This is a genomic window from Hyphomicrobium zavarzinii ATCC 27496, assembly GCF_000383415.1.
In the GTDB taxonomy this organism is placed as follows: domain Bacteria; phylum Pseudomonadota; class Alphaproteobacteria; order Rhizobiales; family Hyphomicrobiaceae; genus Hyphomicrobium_C; species Hyphomicrobium_C zavarzinii.
Genome location: NZ_KB911258.1, coordinates 144267 through 165510, shown reverse-complemented (window position 1 = coordinate 165510; position 21244 = coordinate 144267). Strand labels below are relative to the sequence as shown.

General features: G+C 63.8%; 21 protein-coding genes. 8 read left to right on the top strand and 13 right to left on the bottom strand.

Annotated elements, in window-relative coordinates; all coding sequences use genetic code 11:
- Positions 1-13: 13 nt before the first annotated feature.
- From F812_RS0111890 to F812_RS23675, 3 genes are all read right to left on the bottom strand, one after another.
- Entirely contained in the window at positions 14-1780 is a 1767-nt protein-coding gene (locus F812_RS0111890) for an ABC transporter ATP-binding protein (protein ID WP_020086203.1), read from the bottom strand.
- A 389-nt stretch (positions 1781-2169) separates the two neighbouring features.
- Positions 2170-2958: an SDR family NAD(P)-dependent oxidoreductase gene (locus tag F812_RS0111885; RefSeq protein ID WP_020086202.1), complete on the bottom strand. Its 789-nt coding sequence runs from the start codon at positions 2956-2958 to the stop codon at positions 2170-2172.
- Positions 2959-2994: 36 nt separating this feature from the next.
- Positions 2995-3900, bottom strand: a complete 906-nt coding sequence (locus tag F812_RS23675) for a LysR family transcriptional regulator (protein ID WP_020086201.1) — start codon at positions 3898-3900, stop codon at positions 2995-2997.
- A gap of 110 nt (positions 3901-4010) precedes the next feature.
- Between F812_RS23675 and F812_RS0111875 the strand changes: the two genes are divergently transcribed.
- The 4 genes from F812_RS0111875 (at position 4011) to F812_RS23670 (ending at position 7186) form a co-directional block, all read left to right on the top strand.
- On the top strand, positions 4011-4235 hold the full coding sequence (locus tag F812_RS0111875; protein ID WP_020086200.1) for a DUF1127 domain-containing protein: 225 nt from the start codon (positions 4011-4013) through the stop codon (positions 4233-4235).
- Between the two features lie 97 nt (positions 4236-4332).
- Positions 4333-4953 carry a LysE family translocator gene (locus F812_RS0111870; RefSeq protein ID WP_026868072.1) on the top strand — a complete coding sequence of 207 codons (621 nt, stop codon included), beginning with the start codon at positions 4333-4335 and terminating at the stop codon, positions 4951-4953.
- A gap of 25 nt (positions 4954-4978) precedes the next feature.
- Positions 4979-5599: a 2-hydroxychromene-2-carboxylate isomerase gene (locus F812_RS0111865; protein WP_020086198.1), complete on the top strand. Its 621-nt coding sequence runs from the start codon at positions 4979-4981 to the stop codon at positions 5597-5599.
- A gap of 567 nt (positions 5600-6166) precedes the next feature.
- On the top strand, positions 6167-7186 hold the full coding sequence (locus F812_RS23670; RefSeq protein WP_198011189.1) for a diguanylate cyclase: 1020 nt from the start codon (positions 6167-6169) through the stop codon (positions 7184-7186).
- Here F812_RS23670 and F812_RS0111855 read toward each other — a convergent pair.
- Positions 7142-9097 (bottom strand): putative bifunctional diguanylate cyclase/phosphodiesterase, encoded by a 1956-nt coding sequence (locus F812_RS0111855; protein WP_245257673.1) that lies wholly within the window; start codon positions 9095-9097, stop codon positions 7142-7144. The genes F812_RS23670 and F812_RS0111855 overlap by 45 nt on opposite strands.
- A gap of 413 nt (positions 9098-9510) precedes the next feature.
- Between F812_RS0111855 and F812_RS26530 the strand changes: the two genes are divergently transcribed.
- Positions 9511-9717, top strand: a complete 207-nt coding sequence (locus F812_RS26530) for a hypothetical protein (RefSeq protein WP_156827392.1) — start codon at positions 9511-9513, stop codon at positions 9715-9717.
- On the opposite strand, the gene F812_RS0111850 is transcribed toward F812_RS26530, so the two are convergent.
- Both F812_RS0111850 and ilvC read right to left on the bottom strand, forming a co-directional pair.
- Positions 9714-9959 (bottom strand): hypothetical protein, encoded by a 246-nt coding sequence (locus F812_RS0111850; protein WP_020086195.1) that lies wholly within the window; start codon positions 9957-9959, stop codon positions 9714-9716. The two genes, F812_RS26530 and F812_RS0111850, sit on opposite strands and share 4 nt — an antisense overlap.
- 164 nt (positions 9960-10123) lie before the next feature.
- On the bottom strand, positions 10124-11143 hold the full coding sequence (gene ilvC, locus F812_RS0111845) for a ketol-acid reductoisomerase (RefSeq protein ID WP_020086194.1): 1020 nt from the start codon (positions 11141-11143) through the stop codon (positions 10124-10126).
- A gap of 220 nt (positions 11144-11363) precedes the next feature.
- Between ilvC and F812_RS0111840 the strand changes: the two genes are divergently transcribed.
- Positions 11364-11912: a DUF1190 domain-containing protein gene (locus F812_RS0111840; protein ID WP_083929171.1), complete on the top strand. Its 549-nt coding sequence runs from the start codon at positions 11364-11366 to the stop codon at positions 11910-11912.
- Between the two features lie 44 nt (positions 11913-11956).
- On the opposite strand, the gene ilvN is transcribed toward F812_RS0111840, so the two are convergent.
- From ilvN to miaA, 4 genes are all read right to left on the bottom strand, one after another.
- Positions 11957-12505 carry an acetolactate synthase small subunit gene (gene ilvN, locus F812_RS0111835; protein ID WP_020086192.1) on the bottom strand — a complete coding sequence of 183 codons (549 nt, stop codon included), beginning with the start codon at positions 12503-12505 and terminating at the stop codon, positions 11957-11959.
- Positions 12506-12511: 6 nt separating this feature from the next.
- The gene (locus F812_RS23665) at positions 12512-13015 is read right to left on the bottom strand and encodes a hypothetical protein (protein ID WP_156827391.1); all 504 of its coding nucleotides are present in this window, start codon (positions 13013-13015) and stop codon (positions 12512-12514) included.
- A 74-nt stretch (positions 13016-13089) separates the two neighbouring features.
- Positions 13090-14856, bottom strand: a complete 1767-nt coding sequence (locus F812_RS0111825; protein WP_020086190.1) for an acetolactate synthase 3 large subunit — start codon at positions 14854-14856, stop codon at positions 13090-13092.
- Between the two features lie 171 nt (positions 14857-15027).
- Positions 15028-15960: a tRNA (adenosine(37)-N6)-dimethylallyltransferase MiaA gene (gene miaA, locus F812_RS23660; protein ID WP_020086189.1), complete on the bottom strand. Its 933-nt coding sequence runs from the start codon at positions 15958-15960 to the stop codon at positions 15028-15030.
- A 258-nt stretch (positions 15961-16218) separates the two neighbouring features.
- Here miaA and serB point away from each other — a divergent pair, with 258 nt between their 5' ends.
- Positions 16219-17184 carry a phosphoserine phosphatase SerB gene (serB, locus tag F812_RS23655; protein ID WP_020086188.1) on the top strand — a complete coding sequence of 322 codons (966 nt, stop codon included), beginning with the start codon at positions 16219-16221 and terminating at the stop codon, positions 17182-17184.
- A gap of 15 nt (positions 17185-17199) precedes the next feature.
- On the opposite strand, the gene F812_RS23650 is transcribed toward serB, so the two are convergent.
- A complete protein-coding gene (locus F812_RS23650; RefSeq protein WP_020665377.1) occupies positions 17200-17865 on the bottom strand; it encodes a hypothetical protein in 666 nt (221 codons plus the stop codon).
- A 212-nt stretch (positions 17866-18077) separates the two neighbouring features.
- Here F812_RS23650 and F812_RS0111800 point away from each other — a divergent pair, with 212 nt between their 5' ends.
- Positions 18078-18521, top strand: a complete 444-nt coding sequence (locus tag F812_RS0111800; protein WP_020086186.1) for a pseudoazurin — start codon at positions 18078-18080, stop codon at positions 18519-18521.
- Between the two features lie 7 nt (positions 18522-18528).
- Here the strand turns inward: F812_RS0111800 and F812_RS0111795 are convergent, their stop codons facing one another.
- Together F812_RS0111795 and F812_RS0111790 are read right to left on the bottom strand one after the other, a co-directional pair.
- The gene (locus tag F812_RS0111795) at positions 18529-20526 is read right to left on the bottom strand and encodes an ABCB family ABC transporter ATP-binding protein/permease (RefSeq protein WP_020086185.1); all 1998 of its coding nucleotides are present in this window, start codon (positions 20524-20526) and stop codon (positions 18529-18531) included.
- A 129-nt stretch (positions 20527-20655) separates the two neighbouring features.
- On the bottom strand, positions 20656-21244 hold a 589-nt coding region (locus F812_RS0111790), incomplete at its 5' end, for a LysM peptidoglycan-binding domain-containing protein (RefSeq protein WP_198011188.1).

Genomic DNA, 21244 nt, shown 5'->3' with positions numbered 1-21244 from the left:
AGGGGAGCCCGCTCTACTCCGCGGCGCCGCGGATGTCTCCCAACTGACGCTCGAACAGATGACGATAGCGTCCGTCGGGGCGGCGCATCAGCTCGGCATGTGTGCCGTCCTCGGCGATGCGGCCGCGATCGAACACGAGGATCCGATCGAGGCTTCTCACCGTCGAGAGGCGGTGCGCGATCACGATCGCCGTTCGTCCCCGCAGCAGGCGCTCGACCGCCGCCTGGATGAGCTGCTCCGATTCCGAGTCGAGGCTCGATGTGGCCTCGTCCAGGATCAGGATCGGTGCATCCGCCAGGAACGCGCGCGCAAGCGCGATGCGCTGGCGCTCGCCGCCCGAGAGCTTCACGCCGCGCTCACCCACGAGCGTCTGATAGCCCTTCGGCAGGCGGGCGATGAACTCATGCGCATTGGCGAGGCGTGCCGCACGCTCGATCTCCGCCTGCGAGGCGCCCGGCCGGCCGTAGCCGATGTTCTCGGCGAGCGTCCGGTGGAACAGGATCGGCTCCTGCGGAACGATGGCGATCTGCGAGCGCAGCGACTGCTGCGTCACGCGCTTCACATCCTGGCCGTCGATCAGGATCTGCCCGCCCGTGACGTCGTAAAGGCGCTGGATCAGCTTGACGAACGTCGTCTTGCCCGAACCAGAGTGCCCCACGAGGCCAACGCGCTGGCCGCCTCGGATCGTGACCGAGAGGTCGCGATAGAGCGGCGTCTCGTGCGCGCCGTAGTGGAACGCCACGTTGTCGAAGCGCACCTCGCCCGCCGTGATCCGCATGGGAACGGCACCCTTCCGATCCTCGATTCCGATCGGCGCGTCATGAAGCTCGACCAGCTCCTCCATCTCGTTCACCGAGCGCTGGAGATTGTGCACGTGCATGCCCACGTCGCGCAGATAGCCGTGCACGACGAAGTACGTCGTGAGCATGTACGTCACGTCGCCGGGCGTCGCCTTGCCGTTCCACCACAGCCACAGACCAACGCCAGCCAGCGTCGAGCGAATGGTGAGGAGTACGACGTGCTGGCTCGTGCCGGCCAGCGTGTGGCGCGACCAGGTGCGCGCGCTGCGCTTGCGCCATCTGCCGACGACGTCGATCAGCCGCGCGTCCTCGCGGTGCTCAGCGCCATAGGCCTTCACGACGGCATTGCATCCGAGCGCATCGGCCAGCGTGCCACCGATGCGCGTATCCCACGCGTTCGAGAGCTTGGCGGCGGGCGCGATGTAGTACATCGCGAGCGACACCGTCATCGCAACGTAGGCCACTGCGCCCAGCGCCACGACGAGACCCATCAGCGGCCACTGCACCGCGAGCAGGATCGTGGTGCTCGCGAGCACGAATGCCGACGGCAACAACGCCAGCAGCAGCGTGTCGTTCAACTGGTCGACGGCCCACATGCCGCGCGTGACCTTGCGCATCACCGAGCCCGAGAAGCTGTTGGCGTGCCAATCGGTGGAGAAGCGCTGCACGCGCGCGAACGTCTCCTCTGCAATGTCCGACATCATGCCGAGCGACAGCGGGATGACGCGCATCCATCCAAAGTGACGGAGGGCGACCATTCCGGCGCCGAGCGCGACCATGACGGCGAACGCTTCGAGGGCGCGAGACAGCGCGACGTCGCGCGTCTCGCCGGCCAGCAGAAGCGCATCGACCAGCCGGCCCGAGAACAAGGGTATCAATACGTCGGCGAACGTTGCGAGCAGGATCGCGCCCGCGATCTGAGCCAACAGGAGCCTGCGTCGCCGCCAATGGCGCGCGGTGTAGGCGAACACGGCTTTCATGGCCGCTCGCCCGCTATTGCGGTGCTGCGCTGTCATTTCCATTCCGGCGCAGGACCGCGCCGTCTCCATGCATTATCGACCGCGACGACTGCCTTTTTGCGCGAGGAAAAACGCGCGCAGATCGGGCGTCAGTGGCCAGAACCAGATTTTGGGAATTGCCTCGAACGATCGAGGAAGCCGCACATGCGGCCAGCGGATTGCCGACTCAAACGTGCCGGACGATCCAAACCGGGCGAAGAAGCGAGCGTGTGGTTGTCATGCAGCCCTCCCCGGCTGAGTTGAACATAGGCGCCGTATAACAGCTCGCCCTGCACATGGCAAGCCGTGCGGCGGCCCAGTGCGCTTTGGCCGCTGCACGCTCGCATCGTTTAAGCCAATAAAACCGGGCTTCAGAACACGGTGCGGACGAGGCCGCCTTCGGCGCGGATGCACGAGCCGTTTATGGCGGAGGCGCGATCAGAGCAGACAAAAGCAACCGTATCGCCAATCTCCTTCGGATCGATCAGGCGTCCAATCAACGAGGTCGGACGATTGTCGGCGATGAACTTGCGCTCCGCGTCGGCTTGGCTCAATCCCGGATAGATGCCGCCGATGAACTCCTCGACGCCCGGGGTGCGCGTGGGGCCGGGCAGCACGGAATTGACGGTGACGTTGGTGTTTTTCGTCAGCTCCGCAAGCGAGCGCGAGATGCTGAGCTGCGTGGTCTTGGTGGCGCTGTAGTGGGCCATCTCAGGCGCGGGGCTCACGCCGGATTCGCTCGAGATAAAGACGACGCGGCCTTTGCCGCGATCGAGCATCCCGCGCAGGTAATGCCGCGTGAGGCGGACGCCGCTCATCACGTTCACCTCGAACAAGCGCTGCCAGTCCGCATCCGTCTCTTCGAAGAAGCCGACTGCTTCGTAGATGCCGAGGTTGTTGACCAGAATATCGACGGAAGGAATTGCCGCGATGGTCGCGGTGCATCCTTCCGCAGTGCCGTTGTCAGTGGCAAGGGGCACCAGGTCGGCCTTGGGCAGCCCGGCACGGATGTCGGCTATCGCCTTGTCGACGCTCGCCTGGGTGCGCCCGTTGATCACGACGCGCGCGCCCTCAGCGGCGAGAGAGCGGGCAATCTCGAGCCCGATGCCGCCGGACGACGCGGTGACCAGGGCTACCTTATTCGCGAGATCGAAGTTCATGTGTCGCTCCTAAATTCAGCCCGATCCGAGGCCATGTCAGGTGTTTGCAGGTGCCTTGCGCCGGGCCCGGAGCGGTGTGTCCCTGCCCCGCAGATCGAACTCCTCGCGCAGGACGGACGCCAGCTCCGTCGCCATGTCGTTCTGGGTGTTGCGTGGCAGGTAGAGATTGACATGGCACAGCGGCAATTTGGGGAGGCCGGCCGCTGCACTCAAGATCACGAGCCCCTTGGGCACGGCGCAGGTGAGCATCGGCGCCACAGCAAGATCAGCTTCGAGGGTGGCGACCATGGGCTCGAGACTGTTCGACTCGCTGACAGGCCGCCAGCCGCGATGCCACTTGGCCAAGGCCGCCAGCGCATAAGGGCGAAAGGCGCACGTCTCGGCGCCGAGCGAAACCGGAAGCGGGTCCCTGAGCCAGGCGTCTCCTCCGGCCGCTCCGACCCAGACCAGCCGGTCGACGAGCAGGCTTTCCGCCCGTGCCGGGCGCGAGGCTTCTGTCGCGAGCGCGAGGTCGAGCTCGCCCCGGCCCAAGGCATCCAGCAACAGGCGCGACGTGCTGGTTATCAGCGACACGCGGACATTGGGAAAGCGTTTATCGAAGCGGCGAAGCACTTTCGGCAGGAAGCGCGCCACCAGATCGTAGGGCACGCCAAGGCGCACCTCTCCGTCGAACGCGGGTGCCGCCATCGCCCGCCACGTCTCGTCGTTGAGAGCAATCAGCTTCTGGGCGAGGGGAAGAAGCTGATCGCCTTCGGGCGTGAGCACCAGCCTGCGCCGCTTGCGCGCAAACAAAGGCTTATCGAACAAGTCCTCGAGACGCTTGATCTGCTGGCTGACGGCGGCTTGCGTGAGACTCAACGCGGCGGCCGCCTTGGTGACGGAGCCGGTTTCCACAACGGTGGTGAAGGCTCTCAGCAGCCCCGTGTCGATGTTGCGAACCACAGCACCCGCCCATCATAACGATACGTTATAATTCTCATGAAATACATTTTCTTCTCTAATGCCATCTCCTGCCCTAGAAAACGCTCCCATTCAAGCCCGGGAGCGATCTCATGGCCCAATCCTCGCACATCTTGCACTCCCTTGCTCCGAGAGCGAGCTACAAACAGCGTGCGCTGCTGGCCTTTCTCGTCATCGAGCGCGTATTCCGAACGCTTCGAGAGCGGAGAGCCTTGATGCAGCTCGACGAGCGCGCGCTCAAGGACATCGGCCTCAGCAGGGCCGATGCGCACGGCGAATGGAGCCGCTCGTTCTGGGATCTTCCGCGCGAAAGATGATGGTGCTCATGAAAAACTGGAACGCTGGTCCTTGATGGACGCGGCGCATATGTGGGCCATAGGCTATAGTGCGCAGATAACCGACCTCGGGGTTTGCATGTCGTCCGATCTTCTGATCGCGCTCATCGGGTTCGCGATCGTATCGTCCATTTCGCCCGGTCCGAACAATCTGCTCGTGATGACGTCAGGGCTCAACTACGGCGTGCCGCGCTCGCTGCCTCTGGTTACCGGCATCACGCTGGGATTCGTCGTCATGCTGATTGCGATCGGGATCGGCCTTGGACCCATGATCCAGTCGAGCTCATGGGTCCATACCGGCGTGAAAATCCTCGGGCTCGCCTACATGCTCTGGCTCGCGTGGAAAGTAGCCGTCAGCGATGCGACACCGGCCGCCCTCGATAACGATGCGTGCGGGCGCCCGCTTTCGGCGCTCGACGGGGCAGCCTTCCAGTGGGTGAACCCGAAAGCCTGGGCGGTGGCGCTTTCCGCAACGGCGGTTTTCACCGTTCCGGACACGGCGACGGGAAGCCTTGCGCTGATCTCGCTCGTGTTCACCGCGGTGGCGTTCGTCTGCCTCTCTGCGTGGGCCGCGTTCGGCACGTTCATGCGCCGCCTCGTCGACACGCCGTCAAAGACACGTGTTTTCAACGTGGCGATGGCGTTGCTGCTGGTCGCAAGCGCCGCGCCCGTCGCCTATGACCTGATCCAAGCCGTTTGAACGTTCGCAGGACGCAGCCTCCGCCATGAGCCTCCCCCAACTCGATTTCTGGTTCGACTTCGGATCGACGTATTCCTATCCGGCCTCGCAACGCATTCAGGCGCTCGCCGCGGAACAGCACGTTTACGTGCGGTTTCGCCCGTTCATGCTTGGGGCGATCTTCAAAGCGCAGGGCTGGAACACGTCGCCTTTCAATCTCTATCCGGCCAAGGGCGCCTATATGTGGCGCGACCTTCAGCGTGTTTGCGACGAGCTCGGGCTCGCCCTGGTGCGGCCGGATCCTTTTCCGCAAAACAGTCTCATCGCCGCGCGCGTGGCGGTTGCGGTCTCAGAGGAAAGCTGGGCCGGCGACTATTGTGCGCAGGTGTTCCGCGAGGAGTTCGCCCACGGGCGCCAGATTGCCGATCCCGCCGTGATCCGCTCTGTTCTGGATCATTTCTCCAGCGATGCGGACGGGATCCTCGAGCGTGCGCAAAGCCCCGAAATCAAAGAACAACTGCGGAGCGAGACCGAAATGGCGGCGAAGCTCGGACTGTTCGGAGCGCCGAGTTTTGTAACAGAAGATTTCGAAGTCTTTTGGGGGAACGACCGTCTGGAGAGCGCGCTCGCGTGGACACATCGGGCAGAAAAAATTCGCACGCGCTGATCGCACGACGTCGGATCAGCGCGATCAAAAGCACGAATTTCCCTGCGAGAACCGAGCCCTGGCTCTATACAGCTACGCGTTTGCCGCCGTGTCCGGCGCACATCTCCCTCCTCTCGGCTTTTTCATCTCGGCTCGCCTAGACAGAAGTGCCGTACTAAACTTGCATTCCTCGGCGTTTCTTCCTAGGCCAAGCAGAATCGCTTAGGCTGGCGTCGTTCATATCTCCTCCGACGGATTTATCCGGACGGAGGCGTTCCTATTAAGCGGCTCTTTGATGCGGGATTCGGCACCCGCAGCGGTGAGCAGTGTCACACTGCAATGCCAATAGATCCTCCGTGCCTATACGGATCGGCGATCTGAATCTGCGTGTTTTCGGCCGTAAGCTCGACTTATGGTCTACTTTATCACATGTTCGGATGACGCCATAAGTTGTAGGTGTGGGGCGTAATTGCGCATCACTTTCCGTATCGCTCGACAAAGTGTCTCCTCATGATTTCATTCCGAGACTTGTCCTCGACCCAGCGCGGTTTGTTGGCCGCTGGGGGAGTGATTTTTGGCGCGATTCTCGTGGCTCTCCTGGCTGCGTCGGATCTTGATCTCTCGCCTCTTCGCACCCTGCGTGCCGAGCGCATGGGCGGAGGCGCTGTCCTCGAAACGCAATACAATCCGCTCGGCATCCTCGGCATATCCGCCATCGGCTTCGCGGTCATCGCCGGCTTCGGTCTGCTCGTGTCGTGGCTCGGGCCGAAGCTCGCCGCTGGTTTCTCGGGCGGCAAGTCCGGCGTTTCTGCCGAGAAGATCGCAAAGGCGAGCCAGACGCTCGACCGCGAGTTGTCAAAAGTTCTCGGCCTGATCCGCGCGCACATCACGACCAACGACAGCTATGCCAAGTCGCTTGCAAACGCGCAGGCGCGCTTGTCCGGTCTGACGGAAGCCGAGCAGGTTCGCGTGATCGTGAGCCTGCTCGTCGCTGAGAACGAGCGCATGCGCCAGGACAGCACCGAGCTCAAATCCAAGCTCGAGGATTCGCGCAAACAGATCGAGGCGCTTCGGTCCAGCCTGAGCGAAGCGGAGGAAGTGGTTCTCAAGGATCCGCTGACGGGCGTCGGGAACCGGCGCTGCTTCGACGTGACGATGGAAAAGGCGATCCTCGACTGCAAGCAGAAGAAGTCGTCGCTTTCGCTCGTCATGTGCGACATCGATCACTTCAAGCGCGTCAACGATGCATTCGGACATCAAGTCGGCGACGAGATCATCCGCATGTTCTCGCGCGTCATCGAGGCCGGCGTCCGCGAGGGCGATACAGTCATCCGCTACGGCGGCGAGGAGTTCGCCATCATCCTGCCGATGGCAGAGCTGGATGCGGCGAAGTCGATCGCGGAGCGCATCCGCCGACAGTTCGAAAGCAAGAAGCTCACGATCCGTGAAACCAATCAAAAGATCGGCCAATTGACCGCGTCATTCGGCGTAGCGCAGTTCAGGCAGGGCGACGACGCGGAGATGCTCGTGCAGAGGGCGGACTCCAAGCTCTACGACGCCAAATCAGCCGGACGCAATCGCGTGGCCGCGTTTGGGAGCAACGACTGAGAGCATGTCACCGCCACGGCGCGGCGGTGCAACCACGACGGCCGGACGCTCCGGCTCCTGGGGTGGAGTGGCCTGCGAGGCCTCTTCCTCGACACCCGTGATGTCGGAATAGGCTCCAATCGGCAACGGCTTGCCGATCAGATACCCTTGCACCTCGTTGCAACCCTGGACCTGCAGAAGATCCAGCTGATCGCGCGTTTCCACGCCTTCGGCGACAACAGGGCGGCCCAAGGCGCGCCCCAGCCCCATGATGGAGTTGACGATCGCCGCGGCGTCCGCGTTCGTCACCATGTCGAAAATGAAGCTGCGATCGATCTTGATGCGATCGAACGGGAACGCGCGCAACGTGCTCAACGACGAATAGCCCGTGCCGAAATCGTCCATGGCCACGCTTACGCCGAGTGCCTTGACCCGTTGCAGCGTGTTGAGGGCCGCGCCTGCGTCGTAGATGAATAGGCTCTCGGTGACCTCGATCTCGAGACGCCCGGGATCGACGCCGGTCTCCGCCAGCAGGCCTTCGACATGCTTGGCGAAGTCCGCACGGATGATCTGGGCGGGCGAGACGTTTACGGCCACGCGCAGGTTCTTCCGCCACTTCGCGGCTTGCAGCAGGGCCTCGCGCAGGACGAACGTGCCGATGTCCTCGATGGCGCCGCAGGCTTCGGCGGCGGGAATGAACTTGGCCGGCGAGACGAAGCCGTGGATCGGATGGTTCCAGCGCAGCAGCGCCTCGAAACCGCGCACGGCGCACGAGTGCGCATCGGCCTGCGGCTGGAAGACGAGAGAAAGCTGACCTGCCTTGACTGCGGCGGAGACGTCGCGCTCGAATGCGCGGCGCGCCCGCTTCTCCGCGTCCATGCGAGCCGTGTAGAATGCGTGTCCAGCCCGGCCGCCACTCTTCACGCGCGAGAGCGCCGTATCGGCATGCCCCATCAGGGCATCGAGATCCTCGCCGTCATCGGGGAAGCACGCCACGCCGACGGACGCGGCGGCCCTCACCTCGAGGCCAGCCTCCAGCACATAGCGATCACGCAGCGCGTCGGTCAGCTCGACAGCCATGGCCTCGAACTCGGCGCGGCTCTCGCGCGCTGTACGCACGATCAGAAACTCATCGGCGCCCAGCCGCGCGATGAGATCGGCGTCGGCTGCCACATTGCGGATGCGGCGTGAGATGTTAGTCAGAAGCTGGTCGCCGATCTTGTGGCCCTGCTGGGCGTTGATGGTGCGGAAGCCATCGATGTCGACGTAGAAGACCGCGACCTCCTTGCCCCGGCTCCTGGCGCGCTCGAGAATTGTCGGAAACTTCTCGACCAGAAGCGCGCGGTTTCCGAGCCCGGTCAGCGGATCACGGAAAGCGAGGCGGCGAATTCTGTTCTGTGCAGCCCAATGCTGGATGGCGAGCGTGCAGAGATGCGCGCACCGCTCGACGATGCGCTTTTCGAGCTTGCTGGCGCGACGGGTGGTGCGGAAATAGAAAGCGAACGTTCCGATGACGCGATCGTCGTGAGACTTGATCGGGCTCGACCAGCAGGCCTTGAGGCCGAGGGCAAGCGCCGGCTCTCTGTAGACGGCCCAGCGCGGGTCCGTCTTGATGCTGGTAACCTCGACCGGCTCACCATAATAGGCGGCGCTGCCGCACGAGCCCACCATCGGGCCGATCTCCACGCCTTCGATGCCCTGGGAATAGGCGTCGGGCAGCGAGGGCGCCGCAAGCGGGCGCAGGCGGCCGCTGGAATCCACGCGCAGGATGGAGCAAATCGCGTTGGGAGCAATCTTTTCGGCGCGCTTGCACAGAAGCGCCATGACCTCCGGCAGCGGCTTTCCGGATGCAACGGCAATCAGGATCTCGTGCTGAATGTCTTTCAGCCGGTCTTCGACCGTCCGGCTCCGCGATACTTTCCTGACACCCACCGCTTCCTCCTTTGCCCCCTCAGCCAATCGCCTGGGCTTTCTCTTTCCCGAGAGCGAATTTCCCAGACCCTGCCTTTTGGTCTCAGAGGACATCGTTTGGGATTTTTATCCCATATGAACAGTTGCTGAATTTATAACTTCACTGACCAAACAAAGTGCAAGCTCCGCCTGGCACTTCCTTTTGGGCGGTGCACATGTCCTCAAATTTGATCAGTCAACTTCATCAGACTGCCTACAAATTCAGCAACCCATTGGCCTAATGATCTTTTCTATTTATGCTGCGGATGCCACTCCTGTTTCAGAGGGCCATTAACCCGCCATTCACATTGAGAATGCGATGACGGAATGCCGGCGTTTTGCAGCGCAAAACTCCGGACGGTCGTCCTCTTTTTCTATGCGTAACGGGGGTTGCGATGCCGCTTTTTCTACGCCTTGCCTACTACGGACAAGCCGTCGGATCGCGGCTCCTCGCTGGACGACGCAGGCCGGGCCCGGACGGGCCGCCGGCGGGGCGTGGCGAGCGCTCACGCGCGCATGTGGCGGACCAAACGGCCACGAGCGCGCTTTCGCTGCGCCGTGACCGCAGGCAGAGCGTTCAGCTCGACCGTCTGGAGCTCTAGAGGCAGCCCAGTCCGGGATAGCCGCAGACGTAAAGGTTCAAGGACTTGTTCACGCAGCAAGCCTGATCCTGGCCGCAGCGCCATGTCTTTGTCTTTCCGGTCGAAAGTTTCGATTTGCAGGTCTTATAGCCCTTCGCCGCAATTGCCGCGCCCTGCTCCGGACCTCTCATGGCATCGAAAGCAATGGTGCCGGCCAAAGCAACGATCGCTGCAAACCCCACAGTCAGGATAGTCCGCTTCATTGTTCTGCGCTCCCTGTTACTTGCATGCGCAATCGCACGATGCGCCTGATCGGGGCGCCTTTCCAGAGTTGACGCTGCAAACGCAGCAGCCCGCCTTCCGGGCGCGGCATTCGCGCAACAAAAGGCGGGCTGCTGACAGGTCGGCGGTTAAGCCAAGGGCGCGCTTAGTTGCGGCCCTTGTCGACCAGCTTGTTCTTCGAGATCCAGGGCATCATGGCGCGCAGCTTGGCGCCCACTTCCTCGATCTGGTGGCTGTCGTTCAGGCGGCGCGTGGCCTTGAAGCTCGGCTGGCCAGCTTTGCACTCGAGCATCCAGTCGCGCGTGAAGCGGCCGGTCTGGATGTCGGTGAGCACGCGCTTCATCTCTGCCTTCGTCTCGGGCGTGATCACGCGCGGGCCGGTGACATACTCTCCGTATTCGGCCGTGTTGGAGATCGAGTAGTTCATGTTGGCGATACCGCCTTCGTAGATGAGATCCACGATCAGCTTCACCTCGTGCAGGCACTCAAAGTAGGCCATCTCGGGCGCGTAGCCTGCTTCGACCAGCGTTTCGAAGCCGGCGCGGATCAGCTCGACCAGACCGCCGCAAAGCACGGCCTGCTCACCGAAGAGGTCGGTCTCGCATTCCTCCTTGAAGGTCGTCTCGATGACGCCCGAGCGGCCGCCGCCGATGGCCGACGCATAGGAGAGGAACAGGTCGTGGGCGTTGCCGCTCTTGTCCTGGTGCACGGCGATCAGGCACGGAACGCCGCCGCCCTTCTGATACTCGCCGCGAACGGTATGGCCGGGGCCCTTGGGAGCGACCATGCCGACGTCGAGATCGGCGCGCGGCTCGATCAGGTTGAAATGCACGTTGAGGCCGTGGGCGAACAGAAGAGCTGCGCCCTGCTTCATGTTGGGGCCGAGGTGCTCCTTGTAGATGTCGCCCTGGAGCTCGTCGGGGGTGAGCATCATGATGACGTCGGCCCACTTCGCCGCTTCCGCGACCTCAAGAACCTTCAGCCCTTCCTTCTCGGCCTTCTGAGCGGAGGCGGAGCCCTTGCGGAGCGCAATCGCCACGTCCTTGACGCCGGAGTCGCGCAGGTTGAGCGCGTGCGCGTGGCCCTGGCTGCCGTAGCCGACAACGGCAACCTTCTTCGACTTGATCAGATTGATGTCGGCATCTCGATCGTAATAAACGCGCATCGTTCTCTCTTGCGGTTTGTGATTATCGGAGGGTGAAGGTGACGGGACGAACGCCCCGGAAGGAGTGGAAACCGGGCATCCCCGAAAGGTCGCCGGACGTTACACCGCCGCTCGGCGCCGTTTCAACGGCCAAGACGGAGATGGGCGGATTTGCGCCGCGGGAGGCCGAAAACGGCTGCCGCGACGTGATTAACAGATCCGAAAGAGGTGGGACAGCAGAATGGCCTGTCGTCTTCTGGCCGGAAGCTGCAAACCCATGCGTACCCTTGTATTTGCCCGCGTCATCGCCCTTTTCGGTTTCGCCGCCCTGCTCGGCGGCTGCGGCAACGCCAACACCACCTCTGCCGACGCGCCCCAGTCTCCCGCCATGCGCGGCGTGATCGCGAGCGCCTCCGACTGCGTGTCGTTCGGACAGGAGGCGGTGACGGCCTGCGCGGCGGCGATCGAGCGCGCGGTGACGCGCCATGAAGCCTCGTCCCAGACCTATTCCAACATCGAAGCCTGCGAGAAGGCGGTCGGCGCCAACAAGTGCGAGCGCGCGGCCTCCGGCAAATACCGGCAGAAGCTCTCGGCCTTCATGGTGTCGCTCGGCTCCTCGCCGCGCGCCGAGCCGCTCTATCCCGCAAAGGATGGCGCCGTCGGCTTCCAATCGTCCGACAAGAGCACCTATCTCGCGAGCGATCAGAGCGTGACCTTCTCGCGGCTCGCGCTTTCGGTCGCGGAGATGCAAGCGTCGCCCAAGAAGGGCGGACGGCGTCCGAGCCTCTAAGGCGCCCCGCTCTCCGCGGCACTCTTTCGCTTCGGCTCTCATCGTCACATCGCAGCCGCGCCGCGCCCGATGGCGGCGATGCCGGTGCGCGAAACCTCGACGAGCCCGAGCTCGGTCATGAGGCCGATGAAGGTGTCGATCTTGCCGGGCTTTCCGGTGATCTCGAAAACGAAGTGCTCGAGCGAGGTGTCTACGACCTGCGCGCGGAAGATCTCGGCGATACGCATGGCCTCGATGCGCTTCTCGCCCTTGCCCGCGACCTTGACCAACGCCAGCTCGCGTTCGAGGGAAATGCCTTCGAAGGTGAGATCGCGCACGCGATGGACGGGCACCAGACGCTCGAGCTGATGCTTGATCTGCTCCAGAACGGCGGGCGTCCCGCGGGTGATGACGGTGATGCGCGAGAGATGCTTCTCGTGCTCCGTCTCAGTCACGGTGAGGCTATCGATGTTGTAGCCGCGGCCTGAGAACAACCCGATGACGCGTGCGAGAACGCCCGGCTCGTTGTCGACCAGCACGGACAGCGTGCGCGTTTCGACCTCCTGGCGAAGGGCCGGGCCTGCGTAGTGAGTCTGAGGATTGGTGTTGATCATCGCCGCTTACTTCTTCTCTTTAGCTTTCTTATCCTCGATCGCTTTCACCGCTTCGGGAAAGACGATCGCGAAGAACACCGGAGCGCCATGCGTATCGACGAGCCGTCTTACCTCGTCCGCATAGGCCTGGGATTTCTTATACCGCTGGAACGCCGCCGAGATCCGCTGGCCCATGCTATCGGCAAGCTCCTGCGGCGAGGGAACGCCGAGCTTGTGAAGGGCTTCCGGCGGCATGCGCGAGTAGACCTGGATCAGCGTTCGCGTCTCCAGATAGTCCTGGGCGATGCAGGCTTCGAACCCTTCGCCGTAGGTGGAGGCGAGGCTGTGGGTCTTGTAGCAGTTGTCGATCAGCTCGTAGGCCGCCTTGGCGCCGCGCGCCCGGTGCAGACGGCCGAGCCTCTCGGCGGCACCGCGGATGCTCGCCACCTGATCCCAGGTCGCGGCCTCCGATGCCGCCTGATTTGCGGTCCCGTCCGGCTTCTCCGGCTCCGTGCCCGTGGCATGGGCCATCGGCGCTCCGGCTGCGCATAGAAGCACAGCCGCCGCGACCGAGAGAGCAGCGAAGCGAAGACCGCCGGTGAGCGTCACACGAGCACCTTTCCTTCCTTGCCGATAGCCTTCGAGACCTCCTCGTCGGAAACGTTCTCGCCGAGGAGCATCTCGTTGTGGGCCTTGCCCGAGGGTATCATGGGGAAGCAGTTAGCCAGCTTTGCGACGCGGCAATCGAAGATCACCGGACCCTTAGTGTTGATCATCTCGCGAATCGCGTCATCGAGATCGGCCGGATGATCGCAGCGCATGCCGGTCCAGCCGTAAGCCTCGGCGAGCTTCACGAAATCGGGCAGCGCCTCGGTGTAGCTCTCCGACAGGCGGTTGCCGTGCAGGAGCTGCTGCCACTGGCGCACCATGCCCATGTACTCATTGTTCAGAATGAACACCTTCACGGGCAGGCGGTACTGCACCGCCGTCGAGCACTCCTGGATGTTCATGAGGATCGAGGCGTCGCCCGCCACGTCGATGACCAGCGACTTGGGGTGGGCCAACTGCACGCCGATGGCGGCGGGAAGGCCGTAGCCCATGGTGCCGAGGCCGCCGGAGGTCATCCAGCGGTTCGGCTCCTCGAAATTGATGAACTGCGCGGCCCACATCTGGTGCTGACCGACCTCGGTCGTGATGTAAGTGTCGCGATCCTTGGTCAGCTCGTAGAGACGCTGGCAGGCGTACTGCGGCATGATGTATTCGGTCGAGTTGGTGTAGGCGAGCGACTTCCTGGCCCGCCAGCTGTCGATCTCCTTCCACCACGACTTCAGCGCGATCTTGTCGATCTGCGGAGCCTTGGCCTTCCAGACGCGCAGCATCTCCTCGAGCACATAGGCGCAATCGCCGATGATCGGAATGTCGGCGCGGATGTTCTTGTTGATCGAGGAGGGATCAATGTCGACGTGGATCTTCTTCGAGCCCGGCGAGAAGGCATCGATGCGGCCGGTGATGCGGTCGTCGAAGCGCGCGCCGATGTTGATCATGACGTCGCAGTCATGCATCGCGAGGTTGGCTTCGTAGGTGCCGTGCATGCCGAGCATGCCGAGCCACTGCCTGTCGGATGCGGGATAAGCGCCGAGACCCATCAGCGTGGACGTGATCGGGAAGCCCGTGAGACGCACGAACTCGCGCAGGAGCTGGCTCGCTTTCGGGCCCGAGTTGACCACGCCGCCGCCGGTGTAGAACACGGGGCGCTTGGCGGACGCGATGAGGTCCACCGCGTCGCGGACGGCGGTCGGCTCCGGCTTCACGCGCGGCTTGTAGGTCTTGTGCGCGATGTTCGAGGGACCGACGTAGTTGCCGGTTGCGAACTGCACGTCCTTCGGAATGTCGATGACAACCGGACCGGGCCGGCCTGCCTTGGCGATGTAGAACGCCTCGTGAATGATGCGCGCGAGGTCGTTGACGTTCTTCACGAGCCAATTGTGCTTCGTGCACGGGCGCGTGATGCCAACCGTATCGCATTCCTGGAACGCGTCGTTGCCGATCAGGTGGGTGGGCACCTGGCCGGTGATGCAGACGAGCGGGATCGAATCCATCAGCGCGTCGGTGAGGCCGGTGACTGCGTTGGTGGCGCCGGGTCCCGAGGTAACGAGCGCAACGCCGACCTTGCCGGTCGAGCGCGCATAGCCTTCCGCAGCGTGCAGCGCGCCGCCTTCCTGGCGCACCAGGATGTGCTTCACCTTCTCCTGCTGGAACAGCTCATCGTAGATCGGGAGAACAGCGCCGCCCGGATAGCCGAAAATATGCTCGACGCCCTGATCCTGGAGCGCCTTCATCACGATTTCGGCGCCCGTCATCGTCCGTGCCATTCAAACCTCCGCGTGCCCCTTTGCGCCTCGCCCGGCCGCGCTTCCTTTCGGAAGCCGGGTTCCCACTCTTCCGCAGCACTCAAAGGGGGCCTTACCCCGGGTCGATCCCCGGGGATGTCATCACAAGTGTCGTGGGTTCCGGCGGCACCCTAAGGGCCACACCCTGCAGGGTCAAGCTTTAGAATTAATAAAATCTCTGATTTCTGTCGCAAAACTTTTCATTTCTTGCGCTAGCATCCATTTCCACGTAATCATATTGCGACGAAGCCACGTAACCTGCCTTTTTGCATACTGGCGGGTCTCGGCTTTGGCGGCCTCGGCGGCCTCCTCCTTCGCCATCCGCCCGGCAAGAAGCTCGGCCAGCGGCTTCACGCCGAGCGCGCGCATGGCCGGCAGATCCGGATCGAGACCCAGGCCGACGAGCGCGCGAACCTCATCGAGCGCGCCTTCCGCCAGCATGGCATCGAAGCGGGCGTCTATGCGGCGCCTCATCTCCTCTCGCGACGGCGCCACGACGAACGCGCGCCCTTCCCCGATCGTGATCGCCGGCTCGCCGGGGATCTCCTGCCAGCGCGCCAGCGAGCGGCCGGTCGCCTCCAGCACCTCGAGCGCCCGGACGATACGCTGCGGGTCCGTGGGACGCAGGCGCGCAGCCATCTCAGGATCGCGTTCGGCAAGAACGGCGTGCAGGGCGGCAGCCCCCTCCTCTCCGGCCGCTTGGCGCCAGCGTGCCCGGATCTCGTCCGGAATCTGAGGAATTGGCGACAGGCCCTCAGTCAGCGCCTTGAAGTAGAGCCCCGTGCCACCGACGATGATCGGCACGCGGCCGGTCTCGATAACGTCGTCGATGGCGCGGCGGGCTTCGCTGGCGTAACGCGCGGCCGAATAGGCATCGGCCGCCGCGACGTGCCCGTAGAGCAGATGCGGCGCGCGGCGCGTATCGGCGTCGGACGGGCGCGCGGTGAGCACGCGCAGCTCGCGATAGACCTGCATGGCATCGGCATTGATGATCGTGCCGCCGACCTTTTCCGCGAGCGCAAGCGCGAACGCGGACTTGCCCGAGGCAGTCGGCCCAGCGATCAGTATGGGGGCGGGGATCGTCATCCTTCCTTCCAAGCCGTTGGCGCCTTGTCCCCGGCACCTTGCCTCATCCGAACGTGCTCTCATCCAAACGTACAATGCCACGAAGGCCGCAGCGGGCGGATCTTCTGCTTCCATGTACCGGTGTGCACTCCTACCCTGGCCGGCGCACGCAGCACCAGCGCTCATTCCTCATCGCGCATCTCGCTCCGGGCTTGCCGTCCCGCGCGATCCAGGCGATGTGGGGCGGCTCGACCTCGCATTTTACGGACAGACCGGCTCATGACCGCAGCTCACATCGCGACGCTCACTCTGACGGCGAAGCCGGGATCGGCAGCGATCACGGAGGCCGTGACGCGCTCCGCCCTCGAAGCGCTATCCGCGGTCTCGGCCACGGGACACTGGCTTTCACGCGGGGACGCCTGGGAGGCGAGCTTCGAGCTAGCGGACGCCGGTCTGGCCTCCGGGCTCCGCACTGCGGCCGCTGATGCCCTGGCGGCCGCCTCGATCGACATCAACCTCCTGACGGAGGCATCAGGGCCGCGCCGGAAGCGTCTCCTCTGCGCCGACATGGAAAGCACGATCATAGAGCAGGAGCTGATCGACGAGATCGCAAAGCTCGCAGGGCGGCATGACGAGATCGCCGCCATCACCACCGCCGCGATGCAGGGCAAGCTCGACTTCGCGTCCTCTCTCGTGCGTCGCGTCGCATTGTTCGAGGGCCTCGCCGTCGAGCGGCTGGACGCCATCCTCGAACGCGCCACCTTGATGCCCGGCGCCGAAACGCTCGTACACACGATGCGCACCAATGGCGCCAGGACAGCGCTGATCTCCGGCGGCTTCACGCTGTTTGCGGAGCGCATCGGCGCGCGTCTCGGCTTCGACCACGTCGTCGCCAACGTGCTCGAAATCGAGAACGGACGCCTCACAGGGCGTGTGCGCGAGCCGATCCTCGGGCCGCAGGGCAAAGCAGATGCCCTCGCGCGGCTTGCGCGCGAGCATGGCCTTGCTCTCTCAGAGACGATCGCGGTGGGAGACGGCGCGAACGATCTCACCATGCTGGCCTCAGCAGGGCTCGGCGTTGCCTTCCGTGCCAAGCCGATCCTGCGGGATGCCGCGCAGGCTTCGCCGACGGGGGCCGTGGTCACGCATGGCGACCTCACGGCGCTGCTTTATCTCCAAGGCTATGCCGATGCGGATGTGCGGCGTGCGCTCGGCCAGCGAGCCGCGCTTTCGCCACCTGCTTAAGATCGTCTTCCGAGGTCATGTCCGCCCGATGGCGCGCCTGAAGGCGAGACGCACACGCTCGACCAGCGGCTCGATGCGCGGCCTCAGCCGTTGCCACGCCTGCTTCACTTCCAAACGCACGCGGTTCTTGAGCATCCGTCCATAGCGCCAGGCCCACGAGGCACGGATCTTGGCGAACAGCGCCTCCTTCCACGGCATGATCCAGTCGTGGAGCACGGCGAACCAGCCGATGCGCATCAGGGCGGGCTTGGTCAGCAGAAAGAGGCGCGCGATGAGCGCAGTGGACGCGATCTTCGCGCCGACGAACAGCAGGCCCGCGGCGAAGAACTGCCCGTTGCTCAAGAGATAGATGGAGAGCAGCTTCAGCGGAAAGAGAATGGACGTGGGAAGCGCCAATGCCGCGAGGGCCGCATAAGGAGGCAACCCGGCGATGAACAGCTCGAGGCGCGCCCACACCTTGAAGCGCGAGAGCCACTCCAGCGCCGCGACGAGCGGGCGCCAGCCCCACTCCTCGAACAGCAGGATGAGCGCCAGAACGACTTGAAGCGCAAAGCCGAGCGGCGGGCTCACAGCGGACCACAGGGCACGCAGCGCGAGGCGAACGCGCACGGCAGCGCGGCGGAGACGCGGCCGCATCTCCTCCCACAAGGCCCTGATCTCGTCCGGGAGTTGCCCCGACATCGCGTTCCTGGTCCCGATCCTGCTCCGGGACCGAGATTACCGGCATCCGCTTAACGCGTCATTCCCGCGACCCCGCCTCGTGACTGGGATGACATCTTCCGTATGCGCGACATTTTAGCCAAGCATGGCGGCGGAGGGCCACGTTTGACAGCCGCGAATATATTCTATACTAAATTCTTCAAGAATTGAAGAAACCTCAAAAGGTAGGGAACATGACATCACGTTTCGCTCTGATTGCTGCTGCCTCGCTGCTGCTCGGCTCGGTCACAGGCTCCGCCTCCGCCGAGGAGCACGTGGTCAAGATGCTCAACAACAACGGCAAGGGGAAGTTCATGCTCTTCGAGCCGGACTTCGTGAAAGCTTCGGTCGGCGACACCGTGAAGTTCGTGCCCACCAACAAGGGGCACAACGCGGAGACCATTCCCAACATCTGGCCCGAAGGCGCCACGGAGTTCAAAGGCGACCTCAACCAGGAAGTCGTGCTCACGATCGAGAAGCCGGGCGTCTACGGCGTCAAGTGCCTGCCCCACTATCCGATGGGTATGATCGCGCTGATCGTGGCGGGCGAGCCGACCAACAAAGCCCAGCTCGACAGCTACAAGCCTGCGGGCACGGCGCAGAAGCGCTTTGACGAACTCAAGGCGCAAATGCCCTGAGATTACGTCAGGCCGCGCCGAAGGGCGTGGGCTCATCCAACGGGGGTGCGATTGCCCGGGACGCGGTCTCGGGCAATTTCTTTTCGCCGGGCAACGGGGACGCGCTCGCGCCGCCTGCTTCGAGCGCGGCGGCCAGCTCCTCTCTTGCCCGCTCCGCCTGACGCTGGCGGTTCCACAGGCTGGCGTAGAGCCCGCCCTTGGCGATCAACTCGGCATGAGTGCCCTGCTCGACGAGACGGCCCTTCTCGAGCACGATGATGTTGTCCGCATGCACGATGGTCGAGAGGCGGTGAGCGATCACCAGTGTCGTGCGGTTGCGCGACACGCGATCCAGAGCGTCCTGGATCTCCTTCTCGGTGTGGCTGTCGAGCGCGCTCGTCGCCTCGTCCAGCATCAGGATGGGCGGCCCCTTGAGCAGTGTCCGCGCAATGGCGACGCGCTGCTTCTCACCGCCCGAAAGCTTGAGCCCGCGCTCCCCCACCATGGTTGCATAACCCTGAGGAAGGGTCGCGATGAAGCCGTCGATCTGCGCGAGGCGCGCGGCCTCGTGTACCTCCGCGTCCGTGGCGTCGGGCCGGCCATAGCGGATGTTGTAGAGGATGGTGTCGTTGAACAGCACCGTATCCTGCGGCACCACGCCGATGGCCCGGCGCAGAGACTGCTGGGTGACATCGCGAATGTCCTGTCCGTCGATGGTCACGCGTCCGGAGTTGATGTCGTAGAAGCGGAACAGAATGCGGGAGATCGTCGATTTGCCTGCACCCGACGGGCCGACGATCGCTACCATCTTTCCGGCCGGAACCTCGAACGAGATGTCGTGCAGGATCTCGCGATCCTTGTCATAGGAGAACGAGACGTTCTCGAAGCGGACGGTACCTTCCCGCACATCGAGCGGCTTGGCGTCCGGCTTGTCGAGTACCTCGGGCTTCTCGCCGAGAAGCGCGAACATGGTTTCGAGGTCGACGAGACCCTGCTTGATCTCGCGATACACCATGCCCATGAAGTTCAGCGGAATGTAGAGCTGGATCATCACCGCGTTGATCAGCACGAAGTCGCCTACCGTGTGGGTGCCCGCGATCACGCCGCGCGCGGCAAGCCACATGACCAGCGTCATGCCGACGGTGTAGATGAGGGCCTGGCCGGAGTTCAGCACGCCGAGCGAGTAATAGGTCTTCACCGCGGCCTTCTCGTAGCGCGCCATGGAGGCATCGTAGCGGCGCGCCTCGGCGTCCTCGTTGCCGAAGTACTTCACGGTCTCGTAGTTCAGGAGGCTGTCGATGGCCTTGGTATTGGCCTCGGTGTCGCTCTCGTTCATCTCACGGCGAATGGCGATGCGCCGCTCGGAGGCCGAGAACGTGAACCACATGTAGATCACGATGGTCCCAAGCAGGATCAGTACGTAGATCCAGCTGAAATAGTAGACGAGAAGGCCTGCGACGAGCACCAGCTCGATGATCGTGGGGGCAAGCTGCATCACGCCCATGCGCACGATGAGATCGATGCCGCGCGTGCCGCGCTCTATCACACGCGACAAGCCGCCGGTCCGCCTTTCGAGGTGGAAGCGCAGGGAGAGCCTGTGCAGGTGACGGAATGTGCGGTTGTTGAGCTCGCGGATGGCGTGCTGGCCAACGCGCGTGAACAGCACGTCGCGTACCTGGTTCAGCACCATCATGAGAACGCGCCCGGTGCCGTAGGCGACGATCAGCATCGCGACGCCGAGCGCGAGGCTCTTTGTAGCGGCCACGGCGGGATTCGCGAGATCCGACGCCAGCCAGTCGGTCGCGGCCTTGAATGCCACAGGGACGGCGACAGTCACGATCTTGGCGATGACGAGAACCGCGAACGCGCCTACCACCTCGACGCGCAAGTCCCTCCGGCCCGCCGGCCAAATGAACGGCAGCAGGCTTTTCAGCACTATCCAATGGCTGGTGTCGGCTGAAAGGCCCAACAAATCCGGCCGCTCGCTGCGGCTCGCCGAGGAAGTCGCGATGTTTCTTGGTCTCATGTCTCTTTCAGACATACGAAAGCGAGAGCGTTTCCGATCACTCGCCCGCAGGTGCGGGGTGGATCGAGGCAGGCGGGACACTTACCCGGTTTATGCGCGGGTGGCCAGCCGCCCGCCCCTCGCCGGCCATCAGGTGCGCGGAAGGCGCAGCTTCTGGCAGGGATAGACGCGATGAGGGTGGCGTATACGCTTGCCGTTCGAGCCCACGATCGAGGCGTATCGCGAGCCCTTCTTCAGGGCGCGACGCGAGATGCTCCAGAGCGTCTCGCCGCGCTTGACGACGTAGAGCCGCTTCTTTCGCGATCGCGCCGAATTCTTGCCTTTACACTTGTGAGTTACCGCGTAGCGGCGCGACTGGCGGACGCCTGCCCGCTCGCTTTTGCGCGCCGGGCGGACATTCGTTTTGTGCGAAGCGGCCTTACGGCGCGGCAAGACATTGGCAACGCGGGCTTCGGCAAATTTCGAACGGGTGGAAGGCTCTGACGTTGTTGGGGCCGAGCGGCCCGTCTCACTCCTCGTGTGCTGCTCCGCTGCGATCCTGGCGTCGGCGATGCGCTTTTCCTCCGCAGCCTTCGCCTCCGCTGCTTTGCGTTCTGCTTCTTTGCGTGCGTCCTCGGCTTGCTGCGCTTCCTCGGCCTTGCGGGCCTCTTCCGCGCGCGCCTTCTCGGCGGCGGCGGCCTCGGCGAGACGCTTCTCCTCGGCAGCCTTCCGCTCGGCT